At 58.5% G+C, this 24634-nt stretch carries 24 protein-coding genes and 1 riboswitch; of the genes, 18 read left to right on the top strand and 6 right to left on the bottom strand.

The annotated features are described in order from the left end of the window. Positions 1-280 precede the first annotated feature (280 nt). Entirely contained in the window at positions 281-1192 is a 912-nt protein-coding gene (locus HCG46_RS18485; RefSeq protein ID WP_023004087.1) for a DMT family transporter, read from the top strand. Between the two features lie 74 nt (positions 1193-1266). Here HCG46_RS18485 and HCG46_RS18480 read toward each other — a convergent pair whose 3' ends face one another. Together HCG46_RS18480 and HCG46_RS18475 are read right to left on the bottom strand one after the other, a co-directional pair. Then, positions 1267-2160, bottom strand: coding sequence for an ROK family protein (locus HCG46_RS18480; RefSeq protein ID WP_168687020.1), 894 nt, complete (start codon positions 2158-2160; stop codon positions 1267-1269). A gap of 2 nt (positions 2161-2162) precedes the next feature. Further along, positions 2163-2870: a class II aldolase/adducin family protein gene (locus tag HCG46_RS18475; RefSeq protein ID WP_168687019.1), complete on the bottom strand. Its 708-nt coding sequence runs from the start codon at positions 2868-2870 to the stop codon at positions 2163-2165. Positions 2871-3170: 300 nt separating this feature from the next. Between HCG46_RS18475 and HCG46_RS18470 the strand changes: the two genes are divergently transcribed. Further along, positions 3171-4013 (top strand): DUF6030 family protein, encoded by an 843-nt coding sequence (locus HCG46_RS18470; RefSeq protein ID WP_152506886.1) that lies wholly within the window; start codon positions 3171-3173, stop codon positions 4011-4013. Here the strand turns inward: HCG46_RS18470 and HCG46_RS18465 are convergent. After that, positions 3982-4917 (bottom strand): pirin family protein, encoded by a 936-nt coding sequence (locus HCG46_RS18465; protein WP_168687018.1) that lies wholly within the window; start codon positions 4915-4917, stop codon positions 3982-3984. The genes HCG46_RS18470 and HCG46_RS18465 overlap by 32 nt on opposite strands. 146 nt (positions 4918-5063) lie before the next feature. Between HCG46_RS18465 and HCG46_RS18460 the strand changes: the two genes are divergently transcribed. The 5 genes from HCG46_RS18460 (at position 5064) to HCG46_RS18440 (ending at position 8457) form a co-directional block, all read left to right on the top strand. Continuing rightward, complete coding sequence (locus HCG46_RS18460; RefSeq protein WP_205838579.1) at positions 5064-5588, top strand: DNA topology modulation protein FlaR; 525 nt, start codon at positions 5064-5066, stop codon at positions 5586-5588. A gap of 47 nt (positions 5589-5635) precedes the next feature. Continuing rightward, positions 5636-5756, top strand: a riboswitch (TPP riboswitch). 161 nt (positions 5757-5917) lie between these two features. Beyond that, positions 5918-6895, top strand: coding sequence for a glycine oxidase ThiO (thiO, locus tag HCG46_RS18455; RefSeq protein ID WP_055653782.1), 978 nt, complete (start codon positions 5918-5920; stop codon positions 6893-6895). Next, on the top strand, positions 6879-7076 hold the full coding sequence (gene thiS, locus HCG46_RS18450) for a sulfur carrier protein ThiS (RefSeq protein WP_055653784.1): 198 nt from the start codon (positions 6879-6881) through the stop codon (positions 7074-7076). Before thiO ends, thiS begins: the two co-directional genes overlap by 17 nt. A 5-nt stretch (positions 7077-7081) precedes the next feature. Next, entirely contained in the window at positions 7082-7855 is a 774-nt protein-coding gene (locus tag HCG46_RS18445; protein ID WP_031270781.1) for a thiazole synthase, read from the top strand. Further along, positions 7852-8457 carry a thiamine phosphate synthase gene (locus HCG46_RS18440; protein ID WP_168687016.1) on the top strand — a complete coding sequence of 202 codons (606 nt, stop codon included), beginning with the start codon at positions 7852-7854 and terminating at the stop codon, positions 8455-8457. Before HCG46_RS18445 ends, HCG46_RS18440 begins: the two co-directional genes overlap by 4 nt. Before the next feature lie 27 nt (positions 8458-8484). Here HCG46_RS18440 and HCG46_RS18435 read toward each other — a convergent pair whose 3' ends face one another. Further along, the gene (locus HCG46_RS18435) at positions 8485-9366 is read right to left on the bottom strand and encodes a LysR family transcriptional regulator (protein WP_168687015.1); all 882 of its coding nucleotides are present in this window, start codon (positions 9364-9366) and stop codon (positions 8485-8487) included. Positions 9367-9706: 340 nt separating this feature from the next. Between HCG46_RS18435 and HCG46_RS18430 the strand changes: the two genes are divergently transcribed. The 8 genes from HCG46_RS18430 to cydX all read left to right on the top strand — a co-directional run bounded on the left by HCG46_RS18430 (position 9707) and on the right by cydX (position 19428). Beyond that, positions 9707-11206 carry a CoA-acylating methylmalonate-semialdehyde dehydrogenase gene (locus HCG46_RS18430; protein WP_077293079.1) on the top strand — a complete coding sequence of 500 codons (1500 nt, stop codon included), beginning with the start codon at positions 9707-9709 and terminating at the stop codon, positions 11204-11206. A gap of 206 nt (positions 11207-11412) precedes the next feature. After that, complete coding sequence (locus HCG46_RS18425) at positions 11413-11772, top strand: isoprenylcysteine carboxylmethyltransferase family protein (protein WP_168687014.1); 360 nt, start codon at positions 11413-11415, stop codon at positions 11770-11772. A gap of 2 nt (positions 11773-11774) precedes the next feature. After that, positions 11775-12365, top strand: a complete 591-nt coding sequence (locus HCG46_RS18420) for a TetR family transcriptional regulator (protein WP_168687013.1) — start codon at positions 11775-11777, stop codon at positions 12363-12365. A 304-nt stretch (positions 12366-12669) separates the two neighbouring features. After that, positions 12670-14478 carry a thiol reductant ABC exporter subunit CydD gene (gene cydD / locus HCG46_RS18415; RefSeq protein WP_168687012.1) on the top strand — a complete coding sequence of 603 codons (1809 nt, stop codon included), beginning with the start codon at positions 12670-12672 and terminating at the stop codon, positions 14476-14478. Then, positions 14475-16181, top strand: coding sequence for a thiol reductant ABC exporter subunit CydC (gene cydC, locus HCG46_RS18410; protein ID WP_168687011.1), 1707 nt, complete (start codon positions 14475-14477; stop codon positions 16179-16181). The genes cydD and cydC overlap by 4 nt, the downstream gene beginning before the upstream one ends. A gap of 346 nt (positions 16182-16527) precedes the next feature. Continuing rightward, positions 16528-18132 (top strand): cytochrome ubiquinol oxidase subunit I, encoded by a 1605-nt coding sequence (locus tag HCG46_RS18405; protein ID WP_168687010.1) that lies wholly within the window; start codon positions 16528-16530, stop codon positions 18130-18132. A 6-nt stretch (positions 18133-18138) separates the two neighbouring features. Next, positions 18139-19296: a cytochrome d ubiquinol oxidase subunit II gene (gene cydB, locus HCG46_RS18400; protein ID WP_168687009.1), complete on the top strand. Its 1158-nt coding sequence runs from the start codon at positions 18139-18141 to the stop codon at positions 19294-19296. 12 nt (positions 19297-19308) lie between these two features. After that, positions 19309-19428, top strand: coding sequence for a cytochrome bd-I oxidase subunit CydX (gene cydX, locus HCG46_RS18395; RefSeq protein ID WP_031270783.1), 120 nt, complete (start codon positions 19309-19311; stop codon positions 19426-19428). An 84-nt stretch (positions 19429-19512) separates the two neighbouring features. On the opposite strand, the gene HCG46_RS18390 is transcribed toward cydX, so the two are convergent. Then, on the bottom strand, positions 19513-20055 hold the full coding sequence (locus HCG46_RS18390) for a peroxiredoxin (protein ID WP_055653804.1): 543 nt from the start codon (positions 20053-20055) through the stop codon (positions 19513-19515). Positions 20056-20488: 433 nt separating this feature from the next. Here HCG46_RS18390 and HCG46_RS18385 point away from each other — a divergent pair, with 433 nt between their 5' ends. The 3 genes from HCG46_RS18385 to HCG46_RS18375 are packed head-to-tail and all read left to right on the top strand — an operon-like array spanning position 20489 to position 23609. Then, positions 20489-20962 carry a TRAP transporter small permease subunit gene (locus tag HCG46_RS18385; RefSeq protein ID WP_208984142.1) on the top strand — a complete coding sequence of 158 codons (474 nt, stop codon included), beginning with the start codon at positions 20489-20491 and terminating at the stop codon, positions 20960-20962. Then, the gene (locus HCG46_RS18380) at positions 20959-22524 is read left to right on the top strand and encodes a TRAP transporter large permease subunit (RefSeq protein ID WP_062488973.1); all 1566 of its coding nucleotides are present in this window, start codon (positions 20959-20961) and stop codon (positions 22522-22524) included. The genes HCG46_RS18385 and HCG46_RS18380 overlap by 4 nt, the downstream gene beginning before the upstream one ends. Positions 22525-22544: 20 nt before the next feature. Continuing rightward, positions 22545-23609 (top strand): TRAP transporter substrate-binding protein, encoded by a 1065-nt coding sequence (locus HCG46_RS18375; protein ID WP_023004109.1) that lies wholly within the window; start codon positions 22545-22547, stop codon positions 23607-23609. A gap of 42 nt (positions 23610-23651) precedes the next feature. On the opposite strand, the gene HCG46_RS18370 is transcribed toward HCG46_RS18375, so the two are convergent. After that, a complete protein-coding gene (locus tag HCG46_RS18370; protein WP_062488972.1) occupies positions 23652-24533 on the bottom strand; it encodes a DMT family transporter in 882 nt (293 codons plus the stop codon). Positions 24534-24634: the final 101 nt, after the last annotated feature.

The raw sequence follows: 24634 nt of genomic DNA, 5'->3' as shown, positions 1-24634 counted from the left end.
CAAGAGGTTGCGTAACTAGCTGACATATCGACTGTTTTTGTTGTTCCGATACTCGCTGTTTCGGGTGGTTCTGTCAACTGATGTCAAGAATCTTGAAATTAAGTATCTTGAAATCAAGATAAAATGCGTTATCTGTTCTGGCAACGGTGCAGCATCAAGCCAGCGCCAAAATGTGAGGAAGGACAGTCCCATGGTGGACACGACCAGATTAGGAACATCCGCAAGTGCGGCTTCCCTGCAGCAACAAGCATCTCTTTCAGGCGAAAGGCGTGAAAGTCCTTTGGATCAGCCGTTGGTGCTGTTGTTGATTGTCGGTGGTTTTCTCGCCGTATCCACGGTGATTGCCAAGGCCGCCCCCATGACCGGGTGGCATCCTTTGGCCTTGTTGCAATGGTCCATCCTTGGCGGTGCTGCGGGTTTGTTCGTTATTAGCAGGATTGCGTCCGGAGGAAGTATCGCCGCCAAAGGGGACACAGGTGTCAGCCGGGGCCAGTTTGCCTTCTACCTGCTGGTCAGCGGTCTCCTGTTCATTGCCCCGAACATGATCGCAGTGGTTGCTGCGCCAAAGGTCGGGGCGGGGTTTGTTTCCCTGAGCTACGCTTTTCCGCTGGTTCTGACTTATGGATTTGCTGTTCTGTTGCGCCTGGAGAAGTTTCAGGTTCTGCGTGGGGTCGGCGTTCTGTTCGGTCTGGCTGGTGGCATCTTGCTGGCGGCGTCCGGACGTCAGCTTTCCGTGGATGCCTCCTGGTGGGCGATGTTTGCTCTGTCGATCCCTGTATTCCTGGCTTCCGGTAACATTTTTCGCACGGTGAAGTGGCCAGCAGGCGCGCGGCCGGTCAATCTTGCTCTCGGCATGATGCTGGTCGGGTTTGCGGCACTCGGATTATTTACTGCCATGGCCGGTATCCCCGTTGTGCCTGGCACCTGGTCACTGGAGGCCACTGGCCTGCTGGCAGCCCAAATAACGATATTCGCTTTTCAGTACGGGCTGTATTTCCGCCTGCAGCACACAGCCGGGCCTGTCTATCTCAGCCAGATAGGTTCCGTTGCCGCGGTGATTGGTCTTGGCCTCGGATATCTCGCCTTTGGTGAAGTGCCAAACATGGCGAAACTGGCGGCCGTCGCAGCTGTCGGGGCAGGGATTGTGCTCGTCAGCAAAGGGCGCGGCGCTGGAGCGAAAAAGTCAGGCTAGTCTTGCCATACCCCTAAGAACCGATCCCGCAACTCGCGGGATCGGTTTTTCGTCTTTGGCTTCCAGGTGATTTCTCACCCCCAGAGCCAGGCAGCTCCCCGCACACCAGAGCTGTCGCCGTGCATAGCCTTGCGGATCGGTGTCTCGAAGGTATCTGAGAAAATGTAAGGCGTCATCGCGGGCGGAAGGTCGGCATAAAGTTCGTCGATATTCGACATGCCGCCACCCAGGACGAATACGTCCGGATCGAGCAGATTTGCCGACATCGCGAGCGCACGGGCAAGACGGCTAACATAAGCCTCGTAGACGGCAGTTGCCACCACGTCGCCGGAGCGTTTCAGTGCCATGATCTCATGGCCTTTCAGCAGCGTTCCGGTCCTGTCATTGTAGTCAAGCTGAAAACCCGTTCCCGAACACCAGCGATCGATGGCGCCCTTGTGGCCGATCCAGCTGTCGGGACCCGGATACTCCTCCGGCTTTAGCCAGGGCACGGTGATCGCTCCCCATTCGCCACCGATGCCGTTGGCACCAAGATGGGCTTTCGCGTCGATGGCAATGCCCGAGCCGCTGCCTGTGCCGATGATGATCGCGTGAACGATATGCGCTCCAGCACCTGCGCCATCGGTCGCTTCGGAAACAGCCAGACAGTTTGCGTCATTCTGGATACGAACCGGGCGGCCAAGAACCCTCTGCAGGTCCTGGTCCAGGGGCTTGCCGTTCATCCAGGTGGAATTGGCGTTCTTGACCAGACCTGTCTTGGGGGAAAGCGAACCGGGAATTCCAAGACCGAGCGTTCCCGTCAGTCCGGTTGCCTTTTCGGCCGCCTCGACCAGAAAACGGACTGCTTCCAGACAACCTTCATAGTCGTCCCTGGGTGTGTCGACCCGTTGCCGGAACAGTTCCTCGCCCTCGTTGGAAAGAGCGATGATTTCGATCTTGGTTCCACCCCAGTCAATTCCCAGCCGCATTTTCAGTCCATCCGTCTTGGCAGTTCGAAGGCAGCTGTCTGGCCGTCTTCAAGTTCGCTTGTTTGTTTTCCGTAGGTTTTGAATTTTTTCAAGATTACGGTCATTTCCTCCGCATCCAGTATCACAGGTTCACCCAGGATCAGGGCTGATAGATACTGGTCTGCCAGATCTTCCACGCCTTCCGCGGTCGAAAGCGCCTTCTGCAAGGTTTCTCCACCGGCGATCTGCCCATGATTTGCAAGCAGGCAGGCGTTTCTGTCGCCAAGTGCTGAAATCATTGCCTCGGACAATCCACGGGTGCCGAAGGTGGCGTAATGGGCGCATTCAATACGGTCGCCACCGGCAAGCGCCACCATATAGTGAAATGCAGGAATACCGCGCCGGTGACAGGACAGGGCGGTCGCGCGAGGACTATGGCAATGCACCACCGCGCCGCAATCCGGCTTCGCCAGATAGAAGTCGAGATGCATCCGCCATTCGGAAGACGGTAGTGTCTCGCCGCGGTAGCAGCCCTCCCAGTCCAGCGCGACAATCTTGTCTTCAGTCAGATTTTCGTAAGGCGTTCCCGACGGCGTCACCAAAAAACCGGATTCGGTGCGTGCACTGACATTTCCTGAGGTGCCCTTGGTCAGTCCGAGACGAGGCAAGGCACGGGCTGTCTCGATGATCGCACGGCGCAGGTCAGGTGTGTCACCTGGAAAGGTGGGCATTCGGGGCCTCTTTGGTTCTGGTTCGGGTGCGAGCGTTACGTTTGGCTGCGCGACCGTGGAAGCGGCGCTTACATGACAGGTATCCGGTTGCCTTTTCAAGGTATTGGTTTGATAAATCCCGTGCCCTTGACCACTCGGTTGAGGATCGTGGTGTTAAGGGACTGAATGGCAGGTTTCGCAGACAAGCTCAGGCATTTGCTTGGATCGGCTGCAATGTCGGCAGACCGGACGGGTAGGGGAGCGCATTCCAGGTCGAGGCCGGGGCACCGTTCCAAGGGCCCGCGCTGGGCCGAGCCGGACATGGAAACTCTGTCTGAAGGAGGCGAGCCCAGGAGGCCCGGCCTGCCAACCCGCGCGTCCAGATCTCGTAAACGTGCTCAGGTGACGCCGTACTACATCTGGGGAACCCTGGCGTTGCTGGCTGCCGGTTTCGCCGTTGGCGGCCTGTTCCTGCACCTTGCCGGGCAAGGGAGTGAGGAAAGCGTTGCAACCGCCCCCTTGATGCCTGATCCGCTTTCTTCCCTGCAGTCTCCGGCCAAGCAGGTGCTGCTGGCTCCGGAACCGGAACTGTCCGCGGAGCTGAAACGCAGCTTCCTGGGCCAGCCGGATCAGCTATGCGACGAATTACGGTCTCTGGGGCTCGGAAATCCTGGTTGGAGCCGGGCACCTTTCAGTGAAGGCCGTTGGCAATGTGCATCCGACCTGGTGCCCTTGACCACACCCAGCGTCGACTACGGCTCGACAACCCTTTTCTTTCTGCTGCGCGGCCCATCGGAAAAAAGCATCGATTATCTGCGGCTGAAGCTGGTGGTGGAGGATCCGCGCCAGATGCAGATCGGCCTTGATGCGGTCTGGCTGGTGATCGACGCCCTCTCGCTTCGGTATGGCTGGACGGTTCCGGAAGTGTTTCGCGAGGCGGTTTCCGGGTTCAGGCAACTGGAGACGACACACCGGGGCGTGCGGCTGTCGGTTTCGCCGGAAGATCCAAATCTGACGGGGGACCCGCTGGCAAGCCAACGGCTCAACATCATTCTGGACTTTGGCGAGCCGGACCTTATCCGGCCCGCCGACAGGTTTGAAAAAGCACCGCCACTGGAAAGCGGCTGGAGTGTCAGGGCCCCGGACGGTCAGGCAAGGGAATGAACTCTTCCGCATCGCCGGGTACCGTATCGAAACGGCCAAGACGCCAGTCTTCCTTGGCCTGCTCGATGCGCTCTTTCGATGAAGACACAAAGTTCCACCAGATATAACGCCGGCCGTCCATCGGTTCGCCGCCAAGCACTACGAAACGAGCCGGCACGGGAGACGTGTTTTCGATCACCAGATGATCACCCGGTTTGAACACCAGCAGCTGGGCCGGATCGAAATTCTGGCCGGCGATGGTGATCTGGCCCGAGACCGTGTAAAGGCCGCGCTCTTCCCATCCGGCATCCAGCGGGATCTTCGCTCCCGGTTCCAGCGTGATATCGGCATAGAACATGTCGGACGCTGTCTTTACCGGTGCCTTATGGCCATAAAGCTCGCCCGCGATAAGTTTGACTGAAGCGCCCTTGTCGGCAAATTCCGGCTGTTCTTCGGTGCCGTGGTGCTGGAAGGTCGGATCGGTCTCTTCCAGGTGTTTGGGCAGGGCCACCCAGCTCTGCAGGCCGAACAGGGGACGTTTTTTCTGCAGGCGTTCCGGCCTCTCACGTTCGGAATGCACGATGCCCTTGCCGGCGCTCATCCAGTTCAGAGCACCGGGGGCAATCGCAATCTCCGTTCCAAGGCTGTCACGGTGATACATCTCTCCTTCGAAGAGATAGGTCACCGTCGCCAACCCGATGTGAGGATGCGGGCGCACGTCGATACCGCCGCCGACCAAAAGTTCTGCCGGGCCCATCTGGTCGAAGAAGATGAAAGGGCCAACCATCCGCCGCCTGGCAGACGGCAAGGCACGTCTTACCGAAAATCCGCCGAGGTCGGATGTCCGTGGTACGATGATCGTTTCAATCGGGTCACAGCTTGCAGCATTTCCCGGTACGGGATCAGGGCAATTCAACCAGCTCATCTGCCTCTCCATCAAAGAACATTCTGTCTTGCAAACTAGATAGGGCCTGCGAAGCCGAAGTGTCCATTGAACAGTCTGTTTCGGGTTTTCATCCCCTGCACAATCTGTATAACGACCGGCCCTTCCTTGCTTTTGTTTGGTGCGACATGAAACGCGTGATGATCGTTGGCGGCCCGGGCTCGGGCAAAAGCACGCTTGCCGTTGCCCTTGGGTGGAAAACCGGACTGCCGGTCTATCATATGGACAAGATCCACTACCGCTCCGGTTGGAACGAGCGGACGCGGGAAGAGAAAGACCGGCTGACGCATGAGGTCCATCTGAAGGATGTGTGGATCTTCGAGGGCGGTCATTCAAGCACCTATGCGGAACGTATCGAACGTGCCGACACTTTCATCTGGCTCGATGTCCCGGTGACGCGCCGCATATTTCGAGTGCTGAAACGGTCGGTGAAATACAATGGGCAAAGCCGTCCGGATCTGGCCGAGGGCTGCCCGGAGCAGTTCAACTGGCAAACTGTTGAATTCCTGAGGTTCATCTGGCGAACGAGACACTCCGCCAGAGCCAAGCTGGAGCACATCTACCGCGAACCTCCGGATCATCTGAAAGTCTATCGGTTCAATACCCTTGCCGAAATCGACGACTTTCTGGCGCGCCCCTGGCAACAAGGATGAAGGCTCATCCTGTCTCTTGACAGGTGCGCCTGACGGGCGGCACAACAGGGGCTCACCCGGGGTGCCTCCAGAAGAGGCTGAGATACTGCTGGCGCACTTGCGCAGTGCAGGGACCCGACGAACCTGATCCAGGTCATGCTGGCGAAGGGAAGGTGTTCTTGGCCAGCTGCGTTCGCCACGGCAATGCTCCAACCCGGCCACCTTTCCAAGCCGAATGTCCGAAATGCGGGCCCTTTTCCGGTCCTTGCGGAGATCCGTTGAATGCAAGCGGGCTACCAGACATTCCGTGATGTCGAACGACTGACGTCCACCCTGGCAGGAGAGGCGGAATGAAGGTCGGTATCAAAGGGGCGGGTGTCGCCGGTCTGGCACTGGCACATGAGCTTGTCTCGCGCGGTGTGCGGGTGGAGCTGCTGGAAAAACACAAGGATCTCACAGCCAGTGCCTCCTGGCTCGCAGGCGGCATGTTGGCGCCATGGTGTGAGCGGGAAAGTGCCGAGGAAGATGTTCTGCGGCTCGGGCAAGCCTCCATTGGCTGGTGGAGCAAGGTCCTGCCGGGCCAGGTTTCGCACAATGGCACGCTGGTTGTTGCCGCGCCGCGCGATACCGGCGAGTTAAGTCGCTTTGCTTCTCGAACCAGCGGCTTTGCCTGGCTCGACGCTGACGCGCTGGGCGCACTCGAGCCGGACCTCGCAGGCCGATTTGCAAAGGGGCTCCATTTTGCCGGGGAAGCCTATCTCGATCCGCGGCGGGCCCTCACGGCATTGAGGGCAAAGGTGTCTGAAAGTGGTGCCAAGGTGAGGTTAGAGGCGCAGCACTTCACCGCGGCGACCGATATTGTCGCCGATTGTACCGGCATGGCCTCGCCGGATCCGCACTTGCGTCCCGTACGCGGTGAAATGCTGATCCTCCACGCGCCGGATGTCTCGCTTTCGCGGCCGGTGCGTTTTCTGCACCCGCGCATCCCGGTCTATGTCGTGCCTCGTGACAACGGTGTCTTCATGGTCGGGGCAACCATGATCGAAAGCGGTGACCAGGGAGCGGTCAGTGTTCGGTCCACCATGGAACTTCTAAATGCCGCCTACAGCCTGCATCCGGGATTTGCCGAGGCAAAGATCATCGAAACCGGGGTGGGCCTCCGCCCGGCATATCCAAACAATCTTCCTCGTCTCACGTTTACCGGCAACACGTTGTCAGTGAACGGATTCTACCGGCATGGTTTCCTGCTTGCTCCGCATTTTGCCATGGAAGCGGCAGACAGGATCATGCAACACCTTCAGGAGAAGTCCCTTGAAGCTAACCATTAACGGCGAACCTCAGGAAGTTGTCAGCGCGACGCTGGCTGCGCTTCTGGACGAACTGGCCTATGACCACGAGTTTCTTGCAACGGCGCGCAACGGCGATCTGGTTTGTGCTGAAGAACGAAGCGATTGCTTCCTTCAAGCTGGCGACCGTATCGAGATCCTGTCGCCGATGCAGGGAGGATGACGCCCATGTTCGAAGTTTATGGCGAAAGCGTTGCGTCGCGTTTCCTGCTTGGAACTGCCCAGTACCCATCACCCCAAATTCTGTCGGACGCGGTGAAGGTATCTGGGGCTGAAATTCTGACGGTGTCCCTTCGGCGCGAAACGGCAGGAAGTGGCGGAGGCGGCCGGTTCTGGGACCTGATCCGGGAACTGAACGTCAAGGTTCTGCCCAACACTGCCGGATGTCATTCGGTGAAGGAAGCCGTCACCACCGCAAAAATGGCACGCGACCTTTTTGGTACCGACTGGATCAAGCTGGAAGTGATCGGTCATCACGACAGCCTGCAGCCGGATGTCTTTGGCCTCGTGGAAGCCGCACGTATCCTGAGCGATGACGGCTTCAAGGTGTTTCCCTATACGACGGACGATATTGTCGTCGGCGAACGGTTGCTTGAGGCGGGGTGCCAGGTGTTGATGCCCTGGTGTGCGCCAATCGGTTCGGCGAAAGGGCCGGTCAATCCGGATGCCCTTCGTGCCTATCGCAGTCACTTCAAAGGCATCCCACTTGTTGTGGATGCCGGTCTTGGCAGACCGTCCCATGCGACCGCTGTTCTGGAACTCGGTTTCGATGCGGTGCTGCTGAATACGGCTGTGGCAAAGGCCGGAGACCCTGTCGCAATGGCCAAGGCCTTTGCAGTTGCAATTGAGGCCGGTCGCCTGGCCTATGAAGCCCAACCCCTGGAACCTCGCGACATGGCGGTTCCTTCTACCCCGGTTCTCGGAATGGCGGTGTTTGAATGAAGCTCGATCCCTTTTACCTCATCGTCGACAGTTCCGACTGGATCGAGCGGCTGGTTCCGCTTGGCGTCAAACTGGTTCAACTGCGCATCAAGGACGCGAGCGACGAAGTCCTGCGCAAGGAAATCGCAGCATCCAAGAGCGCTTGCGAAAAGCACGGCTGCCAACTTGTCGTGAACGACTATTGGCAGCTCGCGATTGAACTGGACTGCGACTTTGTCCACCTTGGTCAGGAAGACCTTGCTCACGCCGATGTGGCGGCCATTCGCAAGGCGGGGCTGAAACTTGGCGTTTCGACCCATGACGGTGAGGAACTGGAAACCGCTCTTTCTATCGAGCCCGATTATGTCGCGCTGGGGCCTGTCTATCCAACGATCCTGAAAGAAATGAAATGGGCGCCCCAAGGCGTTGAAAAGGTTGGTCGGTGGAAGCGGCAGATCGGCGAATTGCCGCTTGTTGCTATTGGCGGCCTCAATCCGGAGCGTCTGCCGGGTGTGTTCGGGAACGGCGCAGATATCGCAGCCGTTGTCACCGACATCACCCGGAATGCCGATCCGGAAGCGCGCACCAGGGAATGGATAATGGCGACAGATCCCTGGCGGTAGGTGGAACTCGTTTCGCCTTCGGCCTGGTTAAACGAAAATCGCTTTATCGCGCGCGACTTGATCGCGCAGAAAATCCTGTGCCGCGGCGACATGGCGGAGAGGGCGCGAACTTTCATGTGTCACCATCCAGTAGGCCCGGTGAAGCTTTATCTCCGGGAGAACGGCGACCAGGTCCGCATTGTCGCGTGCGATAAAATCGTGAAGAATGCCGATACCGGCGCCGGACCTGACTGCTTCGGTCTGGCCAAGTGCGGAGGCGATTTCAAATCGCGCGGTCCAGTCTTTCAGGATCTCGGTGCCATAGTTCAGCGATGGCGAGTAGAGCAGGTCTTCCACGTAGCCAATAAGATCGTGGTCGATCAGATTGCTTGCGGAGGCAGGTGTTCCCCGGCTTTTCAGATAGGTTTTTGACGCATAAAGGCCGAGCGAATAGTCGATGAGCTTGCCGGCAACCAGCCTGCCTGTTTCCGGCCTGTCTATTGTCACGGCGATATCAGCTTCACGGCGGGAGAGCGAGAAGGAGCGGGGTACGGGAACGAGCTGCACCGTCAGTCCTGGATGTTTTTCCGTGAGCTTGCCAAGCCGGGGCGCAAGATACGCGACACCGAAACCATCGGGCGCGCCGATGCGAACGGTTCCGGAAATTTCCGGCGTATTGTTTGTCAGGTCGGCTTCCGCTGCCACCGCCTCGGCTTCGATCCGTTCTGCCCGGTCAAAGAACCGGCTGCCGGCTTCCGTCAGAAGGCAGCCGGATGTTGATCTGTCGAAGAGGCGTGTGCCGATGCTGTCTTCGAGGCTCGTCAGCCTGCGCGCCACCGTGGCGTGGTTGAGGCCGAGACGGCGCGCTGCCGCCAGGATTTGTCCTGTTCGAGCGATCGCGAGAAAGATGCGGATGTCGTCCCAGTTCATGTCGATTTTCTTTCCGCGATGACCAGCCCGCTCCGGTTTGTTTTTCAGCTGGTGTCAGATACCAGGCACGATGCCGCCGCGTTCATGGTGGTGAGTTCACGCCTTGCTGCACACCGGCTTTTGGTAGAGTTTCAACCGGGATGACAACCGAGGGGGATTGGACCTATCGTTTGTCTCAGACGCTTCGTGGCGTTTTATTGCATAACTTTAAAAAACGCACAACGGGTCCGGAAATCTGGCTCTTGTTTGTGGCAAAAATAAAAGTCAAAAAAGACGTCATCTCGGACGCTCGCCCAAAATCCTTTTGGCTGGTGTCAGGACATATTGGGAGAAACGCGACATGCGGAAGATCGGTCATTTTATCGGCGGCAAGCACGTGGAGGGAACCTCCGGCCGCTTTGCAGACGTCTACAACCCGGCAACCGGTGAAGTCGAGGCGCAGGTCGCCCTGGCCAGCCAGGCCGAGATGGACGCGGCAATTGCCAATGCTGCTGCCGCACAGCCTGCCTGGGCTGCCACCAACCCGCAGCGTCGCGCTCGCGTGATGATGAAGTTCGTAGATCTTCTCAACCGCGACATGGACAAGCTGGCAGAAGCTCTTTCCCGCGAACACGGCAAAACGATTCCGGACGCCAAGGGCGACGTTATCCGCGGTCTGGAAGTCGCCGAGTTCTGCATTGGTGCGCCGCATCTCCTGAAGGGTGAATTTACCGAAGGCGCCGGTCCTGGCATCGACATGTACTCCATGCGCCAGCCGCTTGGCGTCGTTGCCGGCATCACGCCGTTCAACTTCCCGGCCATGATCCCGATGTGGAAATTCTGCCCGGCGATCGCTTGTGGCAACGCCTTCATTCTGAAGCCGTCCGAGCGCGATCCGTCCGTGCCGATCATGCTTGCTGAACTGATGATCGAAGCCGGTCTGCCGGAAGGTGTTCTGAACGTCGTCAACGGCGACAAGAGCGCGGTCGATGCAATCCTGGACGATGAAACCATCCAGGCTGTCGGCTTCGTCGGTTCCACGCCGATTGCCCAGTATGTTTATGCCCGTGCAACTGCATCCGGCAAACGCGCCCAGTGCTTCGGTGGCGCAAAGAACCACATGATCATCATGCCGGATGCCGACCTTGATCAGGCAGCCGATGCTCTGATCGGTGCCGGTTACGGCGCGGCCGGCGAGCGTTGCATGGCTGTTTCTGTTGCCGTGCCGGTTGGCGAAAGCACCGCAAACGCACTGATCGAGAAGCTTGCGCCGAAGGTGGAGGCACTGAAGATCGGGCCGTACACGGCTGGCAATGACGTCGACTTCGGTCCACTGGTGACCAAGGAAGCGCTTGCCCGCGTAAAGGGGCTCGTCGACCAGGGCATCAAGGAAGGTGCGAAGCTGGTTGTCGATGGCCGCGATTTCTCCATGCAGGGCTATGAGAACGGCTTCTTCATGGGCGGCTGCCTGTTCGACAACGTCACCAAGGACATGGACATCTACAAGACCGAAATCTTCGGTCCGGTCCTGTCCGTGGTTCGCGCAGAGACCTACGAAGAAGCTCTCGATCTGCCGCTCAGCCACGAATACGGCAACGGCACTGCGATCTTCACCCGTGACGGCGACACCGCCCGCGACTTCGCGTCCCGCATCAACATCGGCATGGTCGGCATCAACGTGCCGATCCCGGTGCCGCTCGCCTACCACACTTTCGGCGGCTGGAAGAAGTCAGGCTTCGGCGATCTCAACCAGCATGGTCCGGACGGGTTCAAGTTCTACACCCGCACCAAGACCGTGACCTCCCGCTGGCCGTCAGGTCTGAAGGACGGGGCCGAGTTCGTGATCCCGACGATGAAGTAATTCCTCCCGGACCAAGTCCGGTCTGGCGCTCCCGGCTTCGCCTGGAGCGCCTCTTTTTTGTCTTGTAAAATGATAAAAGATTATTTTTATTATTTATTATGAAATGCGTGTGGAGACCTCTCATGCCTCAGATAATTCCGCCTGTCCTTTTCGGCCTGTTCCTGTTGTCGATGGTCCCGGTCACGATCTTGTCTCCCGGTTCGCCCATGCTTCCTGCACCGTTCCAGTGGACCGGTTTGGCAGTCGTCGCCCTGGGGTTGTTTTTCCTCAAAAAGGGGCATGGCACTTTCCTTTCGCAAGAAACGGAAATCCATACGTTCCGGCAGCCAACCCGCTTGGTCACCTCCGGCATCTACGCGCTTTCGCGCAATCCGATGTATCTTGGGTTTTTGTTGATGCTGCTCGGGGTTGCTGTCTGCACCAACGAAGCATTGAACGTCCTTTTCGCAATCGTCTTTTTTCTGGCCGCGCAGTTTTGGTACATCCCGATTGAGGAGCGGAACGCCGAGAAGACGTTTGGCCAGCCTTACCTAGACTACAGAAAAAATGTGAGGCGCTGGCTTTAGAAATGGCAAGACCGAAGGTTGAAAACGCCGAAATCCGGGAGAGCCTGCTGCAGGCTGCGGAACACCGCTTGCGGCGGCAAGGTTCGCCGCGCTTTTCCGTGACTGATCTGGCGGCCGATTGTCGGATGTCGCAATCGAATGTCTACCGGTTTTTTCCCAACAAGGCGGCTCTCATGGCCGGCTTGGCGGAACGCTGGTTCGCAGACGTGGAAGTTGCGCTTCAGGTGGAAATTTCAGCTGCGGAAAGCTGGCAATCGAAACTGGCAGCTTTTGTCAGGGTACAGCTCGTAATCAAGTCAGAAAGGTTTGACGACGATCCGGACCTGTTCCGGGCCTATCTAACACTGGCTGGAGAGCATCCCGAACCTGTCACCATCCATGTGAGCAGATTACGGAAAATGCTGGAAGGGATCCTTGGCGCCGTATTTGAAGGACGCGAACTGAAAAGGGCGTGCGAATTGGCTGAAGACGCAACGCATCTGTTCAGGGACCCGTTTCTGATTGCCCGCCTTAGGCCAAGGTGCACGGAAGAACGCGCCGAAGCGGTTCTCGCCGCGGTGCTTTCCGAATTGGAGCATCGTCTCGTGCGATAGCTGTCACCGCGAACCTCCGCTAAAGGCACTGGCTGTTAGACGCAGCAGCTGCCTTTTTCGGGCGTTTGTTGGAAACAAGGCCTGCACAAAGCTGTCTCCTGGAGTTTCAGGAGATGATTTCATGAACGAAGATCTCACAAGCGTCCTGAAAACCTCTTGTCAGGATTGTGCATCCGGTGAAAGAAAATAGGCATTTGCTGGCGCAGTACTGCGCCGATACCGGTCGCCCTTGCATGGCATTCCCATTGCCACCGTGGCAATCTGCCTCTTGAATTTGGGCGGACGGGGCGACACTAAACGGCTGATGACAATAAAAAGGGAAAAGATCGGGACGGTGCTTGAGGGTGAGGGGCAGGACAGCGAAGCAGCAGCTGCTTTCGGCTGGCCGGACAAAGGAGAAAGCCGCAGCCTGAAACGGGCTGGTCGGCTGCTGGCCGTATCCGATCTGCTGTGGATTGCACAGGCCGGATTGATTTCCTGGGCGCTCGGATCGCTCCCCATGATTTTTTCCGCCGCAGATGACGGCCAGGTTATCGAAAGCGATCTGACAGGCTTGGCCTTCCAGGCTGCCGCCGGCATCGCACTGGTTGCTGTGTTGAGAGTGTTTCTGCAAAACCGAGCCGAAACGGTTGCCCGGCAAACTGCGCGTGCAATCCAGAGCAGGGCACGTGCAGAGCTGCTTTCCGTTGCCGCCAGAACGTCGCCATCTTCAGAATTCCCATCTTCGGGTGCCTTTGCCGCCCATGTTACCGAACAGGTCGACCTGCTCGGACCGTACTATCGGAATTTCGAACCTCAGAAGGTTCGGCTTCGTCTTGTGCCCCTCGGGATCGTTGCCGCCACTGCCGTGTTCAGTTGGGTCGGCGCGCTGATCCTGGTTGTCTGCGGGCCGCTCATTCCTGTTTTCATGGCGCTGATTGGTATGCGTGCCAAGGCTGCGAGCGAGACGCAACAGGAAGAACTGGTGCGGCTGAGCGGCAGTCTGCTGGACAGGATCAGGGGCCTGGAAACACTGACCTTGTTTGGCGCAATCGAGCGTACCCAGCGGCAAATCGCTGACGCGGGCGAACGGTTCAGAACCGGCACCATGCGCGTCCTGAAGATCGCATTCCTATCCTCAACCGTTCTGGAACTCTTTTCTGCACTCGGAATAGCCTTCTGCGCGGTCTATGTGGGGTTTTCGCTATTGGGTGAAATCCAGGCTGGAACCTGGGGCGGGCCCCTGACCTTTGCGCAGGGCCTGTTCATTCTGCTGCTCGCACCGGAGTTCTTTGCCCCCTTGCGTGCCTACGCGGCAGCCTATCATGACAGGGCAGGCGGACTTGCCGCGCGGAAGAAGCTGGCGACACTTTTCCCGTCGCAGGAAACCCCCGGAAACCCTAAGCGCGCTGAACGATCAGACGAGCCGGTCGGTACCATTTCACTTTCAGGCCCGCCCGCCATTCAGTTCAGGTCTGTCGGCATTTCCCATGATGAGCGCTGTGTCTTCAAGGAGTTCGATCTGAGGATTGAGCCGGATGAAACGCTTTTGGTCGAAGGGCCGAGCGGCAGCGGCAAGACCACACTGATTGACGGGATACTGGGCTTCCAGGAGCCTGATTCCGGCGAAATTCAGGTGAATGACCTTACTGCAACCGCGATTGCACCGTTGCTGCGTCGAAAGGTTATATGGCTCGGCCAGTCGCCCAGGCTGTTCCACGGCAGTCTCAAGGCCAACCTCCTGAGAGCTGTTGATACATCTGCAGCGGTTACGGAGGACGATCTCTGGCAAGCCCTTCGCCTTGCCGGGGCCGAAGCGCTCGTCCAGCGTTTGCCTCGTGGTCTGGAAACACCTTTGGGAGAAGACGGTTTCGGCCTTTCTGTCGGGGAGATCCGGCGGGTGGCTCTCGCGAGGGCGGCAATGCGCAAGGATGCTGTCCTGCTGCTGGCGGACGAACCAACAGCCTCGCTGGATGAAGAAACGGCAGCAGATGTCATCGAGGGATTGCGGAAACTTTGCGATGGCCGGACCGCCGTGATCGCCACACACGACCCGGCCCTTCGGAAAATCGCCTCGCGGCGGATTGACCTGAAGGCGCTCGGCGTCCTCGCCGAAGGGGAGGTGTTCGGGTGAGGTCTGTCTGGCATATCATTCGCACCCAGCACCGGTACGACAGCTTTCATTTCTGGCTTGGCATTCTTGTGGCATTGCTGCCTGCGGCTGCCGGGCTTCTTCTGCTCGGCGTTTCCGGCTGGTTCATCACCGCTGCGGCTATTGCGGGTTTGAGTGGCGCGTTCTTGAACATTTTTGCGCCAAGCGCGCTCATTCGGGCCTTTGCAATAGTCCGTACCGCCGGCCGTTACGGTGAAAGGGTCCTGACACATGACGCCACGTTCCGGTTTCTGACTGGGTTCAGAAACCGGCTGTTTGCGGCGATGGCACTAAAGACAAACGACGGTCAGCGATCCGGATTGCTGCTCAATCGTCTGACACTCGACGTTGCCGTCCTCGATACGGTTTATTTGCGTCTGGTGGTTCCTCTGGTGCTGTCGCTGGTTGTTGCTGTCTCGCTGCTTCTGGTCTGGAGCAGCGTATCGCCGCTTTTGTTGCTTACCGGAGCAGCCTTCGTTTTGGCCTGGCTCGGGCTCGCGGTCTGGACCTTTGCACGGTCCGACACCAAAACCGCCCGCCGCTCTGACGCGGCGCTGGATGCCATGCGGCTTCGAGCGGCGGATCTGGCGGCAGGCCGGCGGGATCTTGCGATTTACGGGGGGCTGGAAGCGGCAGCCGACTCGGTCCTTGTCGCCGACACGCGATTGGCGGAAGCCCAGGAGGTTGAGGATCACCGTACCAGCAAGCTGACAGCGGGTTCCACACTCCTTGGACAGCTGTTTCTTGCCGTCATGCTTCTTGTCTGTCTGCACGAAGTCGGGAATGGCGCGCTGACGGCTGCTTTCAGCGTCGGTCTGATACTGGTGGTGATGGGGCTTCCGGAAATATTCTCGATGAGCTTGCCTGGCCTTTCCAGACTGCCTCGCGTTGCGTTGGCAGCTGGTCGGATCATGCACTTGATGCGTCGCCCCGATGAGGTCGAGCCTTCGCAGAGCCTTGCCGTACCAGAGACTGGACGCCAAGGCACCGTGCCTGCGCTCGCTTTCGAGGACGTCAGTTTTGGCTATCCCGGTGCTGACAGAAGCGTTCTGGAGGGGCTCTCCTTTCACCTTGCGCAGGGCGAAATTCTCGCATTGGCAGGGCGCAGCGGTTGCGGCAAGTCGACGATTGGGGCATTGGCCGCGCGGTTACGAAAGCCAGGGCAGGGGAAGATACTTCTGGGTGGGCTGGAAATCGACCGTATCTCCGAGAAAGAGCTACGCCGCAAGGTTACCGTCATTGGGCAAAAGGCCTATCTCTTCAACGAGACCGTTGCCGAGAACTTGCGTGTTGCAAACCCGGATGCTGGCGACACGGAACTTTGGCGTGCGCTCGAACAGGCGGCGCTTGCTGAACGCATTTCTGAAAATCCGGAAGGCCTGCAGACCATACTCGGTGAGGGGGGACTCGGACTGTCCGGTGGAGAGCAGAGGCGGCTTGCCCTGGCGCGTGCCTTTCTGACGCGGCCGGCCCTGTTTGTTCTGGACGAGATGACCGAGGGACTGGACGCTGCAACCGCTGCGGATGTTCTGGACCGGTTTTTGTCCTACCGCGGCGATGCGGCCGTCTTGATGATTGCGCACCGTCGACAGGAGTTGGAGCGGGCAGACCGCGTGCTGGATCTGACGGCACCATGCGGCAGCGGCATTCGGTCGCCGGAAATAATTCTTTCCGAATTTCAATGAGTTCTCCCGCAGTTTTCCGCATCTTGAGGTTGCCGCGACCTAACTGTCGCATTGACCTTGGGGGGGCGGTGGGCCACGATCAGGCCATAGGAAGACTCGTTTTCCAAGCCGGTTCATTGACGGGATTGGCGGCCGCAATCCGCATTCACTGTGAAGTTGATTGCCGTTGCCGGATCGGGACGAAAACCGGGTTTTCAATCAAGATCGACACAGGCCCGGTCTCCTCCGACAGGGCATTTACCCGTCGATCGTCCTGATGTGCAGACGTGCCTGTTGCGGTTCGATAGAACCTTTGACACGACTGCCGAAATGCTCGGGCCTCTCCGGTCCGTAAAGGGGGAATACGATGGAACTGAACGTCGTTGACCTGTCCCGGCTGCAATTTGCCATGACAGCGCTCTACCACTTCCTGTTTGTGCCTTTGACCATCGGCCTGTCAATCCTGCTGGCCACCATGGAAACAGTCTATGTGATGACCGGCCGAGAGGTCTGGAAACGCATGGTCAAGTTCTGGGGCACGTTGTTCGGGATCAACTTCGTCCTGGGGGTCGCTACCGGTCTGACGATGGAGTTCCAGTTCGGCATGAACTGGGCCTACTTTAGTCAGTATGTCGGCGATGTCTTTGGTGCGCCTCTGGCGATCGAGGGCCTGATGGCTTTCTTTCTGGAAGCCACATTCGTTGGGCTGTTCTTCTTCGGCTGGGACAGGCTCTCCAAGCGCCAGCATCTGGCTGCCACGTGGGCCGTCGCGATTGGAACAAACCTGTCGGCACTCTGGATCCTGATCGCCAACGGCTGGATGCAACACCCTGTCGGGTCCGCATTCAACCCCGACACCATGCGCATGGAAGTCACCAGTTTCTATGAAGTGCTGTTCAATCCGGTGGCCCAGGCGAAGTTCGTGCACACCGTTTCTGCAGGTTATGTCACCGCATCCATGTTCGTTCTGGGTATTTCTGCCTGGTACATGTTGAAAGGCCGACATATTCCGATCGCCAAACGATCCATGGCCATTGCGTCCGCATTCGGCTTTGCATCTGCACTTTCGGTTGTCGTTCTCGGGGATGAAAGCGGCTACGAGGCCAACCTGAACCAGAAGATGAAACTGGCGACGATCGAAGCCATGTGGGAGACCGAGCCGGCTCCGGCCTCGTTCAACGTGATTGCTTGGGCGGATATGGAGAAGCGGGAGAACGTCTTTGCCATCGAAGTGCCCTATGTCATGGGCCTGATCGCAACGCGTTCCCTCGACACGATCATTCCCGGCATCAAGGATCTGGTTGAGCGGACAAAGGACCGCATCCGGCAGGGTGCCATAGCCTGGGATGCGCTGCAGAAAATCCGGCAGGATCCGGCAAATGCAAGTGCGGATGTCCGCGAGACCTTCCTGCAGAACGAAAACTCGCTTGGGTACGCCTATCTGCTGCTGCCGTTCACGGACAATCCGATGGATGCGACCACCGCTCAGGTAGACGCGGCCGCCTGGTCCACCGTGCCGGAAGTCATGCCGATGTTCTATTCCTTCCGGATCATGGTGGCGTGCGGCTTCTTCTTCATCCTGATGACCACGGTATTCTTCTACTATTCGTCGTCCGGACGGCTGGACGTTCTCAGAGAAAAGCGTCGTTGGCTGCTGCATGTCGCAGTCTGGTCGATCCCGTTGCCGTGGATCGCCTGCGAAATGGGCTGGTTCGTCGCCGAGTATGGCCGTCAGCCCTGGATCATCGAAAGTATGTTGCCGACCTCTGCCGGTGTCTCGAGCCTTAGCGTGACCGAGGTCCTGCTGACGCTCGCCGGTTTTGTTGCACTCTACAGCACGCTTCTGGTGATCGAGATCACGCTGATGATCAAATACATCAAGATCGGTCCGGAAGACGGCGAGAACCCGGATGCGGTTCCGGCCGCGCCAAAGCAGCCGGTCCCGGCCGCAGCCTCTGTACCAGCGGAGTAATCGAAAATGATCCTCTATGAAATGATCGACTACTCCATCCTGAAGATGATCTGGTGGCTGCTGCTCGGCGTCCTTCTGATCGGATTTGCCGTGATGGACGGTTTCGACATGGGCGTTGGCGCGATGCTGCCCTTCGTTGCCGAGACAGATATCGAACGGCGTGTCGTCATCAACACGATCGGCCCGACCTGGGAAGGAAACCAGGTTTGGTTCATCCTGGGGGGTGGGGCGATCTTTGCTGCCTGGCCGCCGCTCTATGCCATCAGCTTCTCGGGGTTCTATCTGGCGATGTTCGTGGTACTGGCCGCAATGATCCTGCGGCCGGTGGCCTTCAAATATCGGTCCAAGCGGCCGGATCCCTCCTGGCGCAACGCCTGGGACTGGGCACTGTTCACGGGGTCTTTCGTACCGGCGCTTGTCTTCGGTGTTGCCGTCGGCAATGTGTTGCTCGGGGTCCCGTTCTCGCTCGATAACGATCTGCGCATGACATACGAAGGGTCGTTCTTCGCTCTGTTCTCGCCGTTCTCACTGCTGTGCGGGCTGTTGTCGGTGACAATGCTCGTCACGCATGGGTCTGTCTGGCTGGTGATGCGGGCGTCAGGTGATATTGCTGCGCGCGCCCGGCGGTTCGGCACGGTAACGGCAGGCCTCAGCATCGCTCTGTTCGCTCTCGGAGGCTATCTCGTTGCCAGCGGCTATGTGGAAGGTTTCCGCATTACATCCGAAATCGATCCGAACATGGCGGCCAATCCACTGGCGAAGCAGGCAATCACCGAAGGTGGTGCGTGGATGTACAACTACACAGTCCACCCCATCCTCTGGCTGGCCCCCGGTCTCGGGTTCCTTGGCCTGTTCGGAACGCTCGTGCTTTTGCAGACGCGTTTCGAAATGCTGATCTTCCTCTTCTCGAAGCTGGCGATTTTCGGGATCATCTCGACAGTCGGTGTCTCGATGTTCCCGTTCATCCTGCCATCATCGATACAGCCCGAAGCCAGCCTGACGGTTTGGGACGCATCTTCCAGCCACCGGACCTTGTTCAACATGCTGGTGGCGACGCTTATCTTCCTGCCGATCATCCTTGTCTACACCGCTTGGGTGTACAAGGTCCTGTGGGGCAAGGTGGATGAAGAAACCATCGAACGTGACAACCACAGCGCTTACTGAGGAGACTGCAACATGTGGTATTTTGCCTGGGTCCTCGGAATGCCTTTGGCCTGCGCCATGGCGATCCTGAACGCGATGTGGCTGGAGCTGAGGTCGGAGGACGAACGCCGCCGTCTGGAAGGCCGCAAGTAGTTCCGGCTTTTCCGGAAATCGTGTTGGAAAATGAAAAAGCCCCGGATTGCTCCGGGGCTTTTTGCTGAACCAGTTCCTGGTGGATCAGGCGGCCTGCACTTTTGCAGCGCGCAGCTTTTCCAGGATGTTCTGCGGCGAGGAAACGCCGTAAGGATCGCTTTCGCAGTTGTCGGAGAAGCCTTCTTCTTCGAACCACTGCTCGACGATGCCGTCATTGATGACCGCACCATAGCGCCAGGAGCGCATGCCGAACCCGAGATTGTCCTTGGCAACCAGCATGCCCATCTTGCGGGTGAACTCGCCGGATCCATCCGGAATAACCTTGACGTTCTCGACGCCCTGGGCCTTTGCCCAGGCATTCATCACGAAAGCGTCGTTGACGGAGATGCAGTAGATTTCATCAACGCCTTCAGCCTTGAACTCTTCAAACAGCTTTTCGAAATCCGGAAGCTGATAGGTGGAGCAGGTCGGAGTGAATGCGCCTGGAAGTGAAAACAGAACGACCTTCTTGCCCTTGAAGTAGTCGTCGCTGGTCTTGTCTTCCCAGCGGAACGGGTTCGGACCTTCAATGGATTCATCACGGACGCGGGTGCGGAAGGTAACGAACGGAACTTTTTTGCTGAGCATCGCAAACTCCAGAAATTGAATGGTTGCAAACTGTCCAGAGCGCCGAAATCGTGCCTTGCCCGCGGGAGGAGAACCGGGCAGGGCACAAGCGCCCTGAAAGTGGAGGAGAAGTTCGGCCTAGCCCATTTGCTGCAATGCCGCAATCCATTTTGCTCCGCAATAGACAAGAAGCCTGTGCGAAGCACTCAATCGAGGCGATATGCCGCTGGTCGGCATTTCCAGGGGCACGGTTGGCGGACTTCTGTGGGTGGTCCGCCTTTTCCGGAAAAAGCACTCAAATCATTGTATACACGCTCAATTTCGGTCATTAAGCTGACCACGTCCCGTGTGGTTCGCCTGTGGCGCAATGCGGGGCTAAGGAGGGGGCTCCAGAAGGTCGGGTCTCGACGCCGTGACCAGAGCGAAATGCGACTTCCAGCAGCAAGAGTGATGAATGCGTAGGGTCTTTCGGGCGGTACACATGCTTTGCATGGGGTTTGCCGCGATCGTCTTTTTCGGCCAGCTGGCCATGGTGCTCATGCGCTATCTGCTTGGCTTCGGTCTTCTGGAAATCCAGGACGCGGTCAACTACGCTTTTGCAGCCCTCGTGGCCCTTTCTGTCGCCGTTTCCTTCGATGCAGACAAGCACGTGCGGGTCGATGTATTTCGCCAGAACTGGAGCGAGCGGACAAACCGGCGTATCGACTGGCTTGGAGACCTCCTGCTCGCGCTACCGGTATTTGCGATCATGCTCTGGACGGCATTCCCGCTCGTCAAAAGCTCCTGGGCGATATTGGAAGGCTCTCCGGAAACCGGCGGTCTGCCCGGCCTGTTTCTGGTCAAGACCTGTCTGGTGATCCTGCCTGCGCTGGTGGTGATCTACATCCTTCAAAAGCTGTTCGGCGCGATGCGACGGAAATTTTCATGACTGCCGATATCATCTGGCTCATCATTCTGGCCCTTTCCGTATTTGCCTGTATTCTTTCCGGCGTGCCGGTCCTGCTTGCAATCGCCGGCGCACCGACGATTGTCGCGCTGGTTGCCGCCGCCACCGGGCATTTTGACCTCGTGTTCTTCCAGGCTGTTCCCCAGCGCGTTTATGGCGTGATGACAAATCCGCTCCTGTTGGCGGTGCCGCTTTTCGTGCTGATGGGGTTGCTTCTTGAAAAGTCACGCCAGGCAGAGCGGATGCTCCAGAGCCTGACGGCCGCAATGGGCGGGCAGCAGTCCGCTCTGGCGCTTTCTGTGGTTCTGGTAAGCGCACTCATTGCCGCCTCGACCGGTATCATCGGGGCAACCATCGTCATGCTGGGCACGATCACACTCCCGGCTCTGTTGGCCGCGGGCGTGAACAAGCACATGAGCAGTGGCCTCATTTGCGCCAGCGGCACGCTCGGTCAGATCATTCCGCCGTCGATCGTTCTGATCCTCCTGGGAGATCAGGTGTCCAATGCCTACTTCGAAGCGCAGCAGGAAGCCGGCAACTTCGCGCCAGACCCGGTCACGGTGGGGGATCTCTTTGCCGGTGCGCTGATCCCGGGGCTGCTCCTGGTCGCGCTATATGCGGCATACGTCCTGCTGCGACTGCGCCGGGCCTCTCCGAAGGGACAGGAAGCTAAGACCCCGACACCAAAGCCTCGCGTGTCAGGCCGGGAATTATTCCGGGATATCGCGCCCACGCTCGGGTTGATCATCGCCGTGCTCGGCAGCATCCTGATCGGCATTGCAACGCCAACGGAAGCCGCAAGCGTCGGTGTCGCAGGGGCTGTCCTGATCGCGGCTGCAGGAAGCGACGGCAAGGTGGCGCGTGTTGCCATGGCCTGCGCTGCCTTTGCTATTCTGCTGTTGATCCTGCGCAGGCTCGGTCTGTTCGGTCTGGAGTTTGAAGGAGGCCGGATCAGCTGGACGACACTGACGATCGTCTCCGTCGTTATGACGGCCGCTGCCCTTGTCATGCTGGCCATCGCAGCAGCTTCTCTGATCCGGGGAGGAGTACTCGTGCCCGCGCTGCGGGAAACCGTCACCATCACCGGAATGATCTTCGGTATCGTGATTGCTGCCAGCATCCTGTCGCTCGTGTTCCGAGGGTTCAACGGTGATGAACATGTGGCCGAGTTGCTGCACGCCTTGCCAGGCGGTGCTTATGGCATGTTGTTGCTGACAATGCTGGTGATCTTCCTGCTCGGATTCATTCTGGAATTCGTGGAGATCATTTTCATTGTTGTTCCGATTGTCGGGCCGATTATCCTGCAAAGCGACATAAGCCCGGTCTGGTTTGCGGTCCTGATTGCGCTTAACCTGCAAACTTCGTTCTTGACGCCGCCATTCGGGTTTGCGCTTTTCTATTTTCGATCGGTTGCACCGGCGGATATCCGCACCTCTGACATTTATGTTTCGGTGATCCCGTTTGTCGCCATCCAGCTTCTGGCGCTCGGTCTGGTCGCCGCCTTTCCGGCACTGGCAACCCTGTTGCCGGACGTCCTGTTTTGAAAATCGAGGGAGACACAAGCATGAAAAGACGTGATTTTCTGAAGGCTGGTGCCGTTGCCGCACCTGCCAGCCTGCTGGCAGCACCCGCAATTGCGCAAGGCAAGATCGAATGGAAGTTGCCGACTTCCTTTCCGGCGAAGGCGCCGGGTGTCGGCACCAACGTGACCGCCTTTGCCGACCGCGTGGCTGCAATGTCCGATGGTCAGCTGACTTTCAAGGTCTATTCCAGTGGTGAGCTCGTACCGCCGTTCGGTGTTGAAGATGCCGTGGAGCAGGGCACTGCCGAGATCGGTCATTCGACGCCTTACTATGCCGCGTCCAAGAACACCGCCATGCACTTCTTCTCTGCCGTTCCTTTCGGCATGACCGCGGTCGAAACAACCGCCTGGCTTCGCTATGGCGGCGGACAGGACCTGTGGGACAGCCTTTATGAAGAACGCGGCCTCAAGCCGTTTTATTCCGGCAGTTCGGGCGTACAGGCGGCCGGCTGGTTCAAGAACCCGGTGGAAAGCCTCAATGATCTTGCCGGCCTCAATATGCGCATTGCCGGTCTGGGCGGTGAAGCCATGCGCAAGCTCGGCGTCAACGCCGTCCTGCTGCCGCCTCCGGAAATCTTCCCGGCCTTCCAGTCCGGCGCCATTGATGCGGCCGAGTGGGTTGGTCCCATGCTGGACCAGGCATTCGGCCTGCAGAAGGTCGCCAGCTACTGCTATGTTCCGGCCTTCCACGAGCCGTCAGCCGCGCTGGAAATCGTCGTCAACAAGGAAGCCTACGACAGCTTGCCGGCGAACCTTCAGGCAATCATCGCCTATGCTGCGGAAGCGGCTTCCGTCGAGACCACCGCACAGTTCGATTATTACAACGCGGTTGCCATGAAGAAACTGAAGGAAGACGGCGTTACCTTTGCCAACTTCCCTGATGATGTCCTGGCTGCGCTGAAGACGGCGGTTGCGGAAGTGATGGCGGAAAACGCTGCCGCCAATCCGAAGTTTGCCGAAGTGCAGAAAAGCTATGACGCGTTCCTCGAGCTTGCCAAGGACTACGCGGCACTGGTGAAGGCAACCACTTTCACCCAGCGCATGTAAGCAGAGTTGATCCTGCCGGTGGCATTGGCCACCGGCGGGGCTTCAGGTTTCCAGCTGCCGTTCGCGCAGGACGATGGCGATGCCGCTCGCGATGATGATCGCGGCACCGACATAAGTCGCAATGTCGGGAATTTCTCCCCACAAGAGCCAGCCGAGGAGGGTCGCCCACAAGAGCGCGGTATAATCGAATGGCGCGACAACGGCTGCCGGGGCAAAGCGGAAGGCCTGTGTCATCAGGGTGATGCCGGCCGTGCCGAATAGTGCGATGCCAAGAAACAGCCAGATGTCCTCCGCGCGTGGCTGCACCCAGACAAAGGGCATCGCAAGGGCACTCATGATCGCGCCGGCCCCCACCAGATAAAGCATCAGGGTCCAGACACTCTCGCGCGGGTCGACAAGGCGGGCGCTGAGCATCAGCGCGGCATAGAAGAAAGCCGTTGCGATTGGGAGGAGCGATGCTGCCTGGAAAGTGCCTGAACCCGGACGGACAACCACCAGAACGCCCAGAAATCCCACGAGCACTGCCGTCCATCGACGCCAGCCCACTTGTTCTCGCAAGACCAGGGCGGAAAGCGCTGTCACAAAAACAGGCATGACAAAAATCAGCGCTGTTGCTTCGGCGAGGCCAAGAAGGCTCAGCCCGGTGAAAAACAGCGTGGCGGCGCAGAGCCACAACACTCCGCGCAGAAGATGGGCTGCCGGGCGGTGCGAGATCAAGGCAGATCTTCCACCCATTTTCAGTGCGATCAGAACCGCAATCGGAAGCGCGATCAAATTGCGCAGAAACAGGATCTGGATGGGGCTGTAGTCAGCCGTCAGTGTTTTGGCAATGGCGTCGTTGAGGCATAGGCACACGACACCTGCACACATCATTCCGATTCCGGTGGTCACCTGATTGCGACCGCCGGTCATGGCCGTTTCCATTCCCGTGTCTCCCTGGTTTTGGCGCAGTGAAGCATCGGGGCAGGCAGGGCGGCAAGGCACGATTTCACGAAATCAGGCCTGTCCGGACACCAGGAGAAACT

Source organism: Labrenzia sp. PO1 (assembly GCF_012273635.1).
GTDB classification, from domain to species: Bacteria; Pseudomonadota; Alphaproteobacteria; order Rhizobiales; family Stappiaceae; genus Roseibium; species Roseibium algicola.
The sequence above is the reverse complement of the archived record's forward strand: the minus strand, read 5'-3'. Positions and strand labels throughout refer to the sequence as shown.

Excerpts from the sequence above, each read along its gene's own strand:
- HCG46_RS18480 (WP_168687020.1), bottom strand. The coding sequence starts at position 2,160 with ATGCGGCTGGGAATTGACTGGGGTGGAACCAAGATCGAAATCATCGCT.
- HCG46_RS18475 (WP_168687019.1), bottom strand. The coding sequence starts at position 2,870 with ATGCCCACCTTTCCAGGTGACACACCTGACCTGCGCCGTGCGATCATC.
- HCG46_RS18470 (WP_152506886.1), top strand. The coding sequence starts at position 3,171 with ATGGAAACTCTGTCTGAAGGAGGCGAGCCCAGGAGGCCCGGCCTGCCA.
- HCG46_RS18465 (WP_168687018.1), bottom strand. The coding sequence starts at position 4,917 with ATGAGCTGGTTGAATTGCCCTGATCCCGTACCGGGAAATGCTGCAAGC.
- HCG46_RS18460 (WP_205838579.1), top strand. The coding sequence starts at position 5,064 with ATGAAACGCGTGATGATCGTTGGCGGCCCGGGCTCGGGCAAAAGCACG.
- thiO (WP_055653782.1), top strand. The coding sequence starts at position 5,918 with ATGAAGGTCGGTATCAAAGGGGCGGGTGTCGCCGGTCTGGCACTGGCA.
- HCG46_RS18445 (WP_031270781.1), top strand. The coding sequence starts at position 7,082 with ATGTTCGAAGTTTATGGCGAAAGCGTTGCGTCGCGTTTCCTGCTTGGA.
- HCG46_RS18440 (WP_168687016.1), top strand. The coding sequence starts at position 7,852 with ATGAAGCTCGATCCCTTTTACCTCATCGTCGACAGTTCCGACTGGATC.
- HCG46_RS18435 (WP_168687015.1), bottom strand. The coding sequence starts at position 9,366 with ATGAACTGGGACGACATCCGCATCTTTCTCGCGATCGCTCGAACAGGA.
- HCG46_RS18430 (WP_077293079.1), top strand. The coding sequence starts at position 9,707 with ATGCGGAAGATCGGTCATTTTATCGGCGGCAAGCACGTGGAGGGAACC.
- HCG46_RS18425 (WP_168687014.1), top strand. The coding sequence starts at position 11,413 with ATGCTTCCTGCACCGTTCCAGTGGACCGGTTTGGCAGTCGTCGCCCTG.
- HCG46_RS18420 (WP_168687013.1), top strand. The coding sequence starts at position 11,775 with ATGGCAAGACCGAAGGTTGAAAACGCCGAAATCCGGGAGAGCCTGCTG.
- cydD (WP_168687012.1), top strand. The coding sequence starts at position 12,670 with ATGACAATAAAAAGGGAAAAGATCGGGACGGTGCTTGAGGGTGAGGGG.
- HCG46_RS18405 (WP_168687010.1), top strand. The coding sequence starts at position 16,528 with ATGGAACTGAACGTCGTTGACCTGTCCCGGCTGCAATTTGCCATGACA.
- cydB (WP_168687009.1), top strand. The coding sequence starts at position 18,139 with ATGATCCTCTATGAAATGATCGACTACTCCATCCTGAAGATGATCTGG.
- cydX (WP_031270783.1), top strand. The coding sequence starts at position 19,309 with ATGTGGTATTTTGCCTGGGTCCTCGGAATGCCTTTGGCCTGCGCCATG.
- HCG46_RS18390 (WP_055653804.1), bottom strand. The coding sequence starts at position 20,055 with ATGCTCAGCAAAAAAGTTCCGTTCGTTACCTTCCGCACCCGCGTCCGT.
- HCG46_RS18385 (WP_208984142.1), top strand. The coding sequence starts at position 20,489 with ATGCGTAGGGTCTTTCGGGCGGTACACATGCTTTGCATGGGGTTTGCC.
- HCG46_RS18380 (WP_062488973.1), top strand. The coding sequence starts at position 20,959 with ATGACTGCCGATATCATCTGGCTCATCATTCTGGCCCTTTCCGTATTT.
- HCG46_RS18375 (WP_023004109.1), top strand. The coding sequence starts at position 22,545 with ATGAAAAGACGTGATTTTCTGAAGGCTGGTGCCGTTGCCGCACCTGCC.
- HCG46_RS18370 (WP_062488972.1), bottom strand. The coding sequence starts at position 24,533 with ATGGAAACGGCCATGACCGGCGGTCGCAATCAGGTGACCACCGGAATC.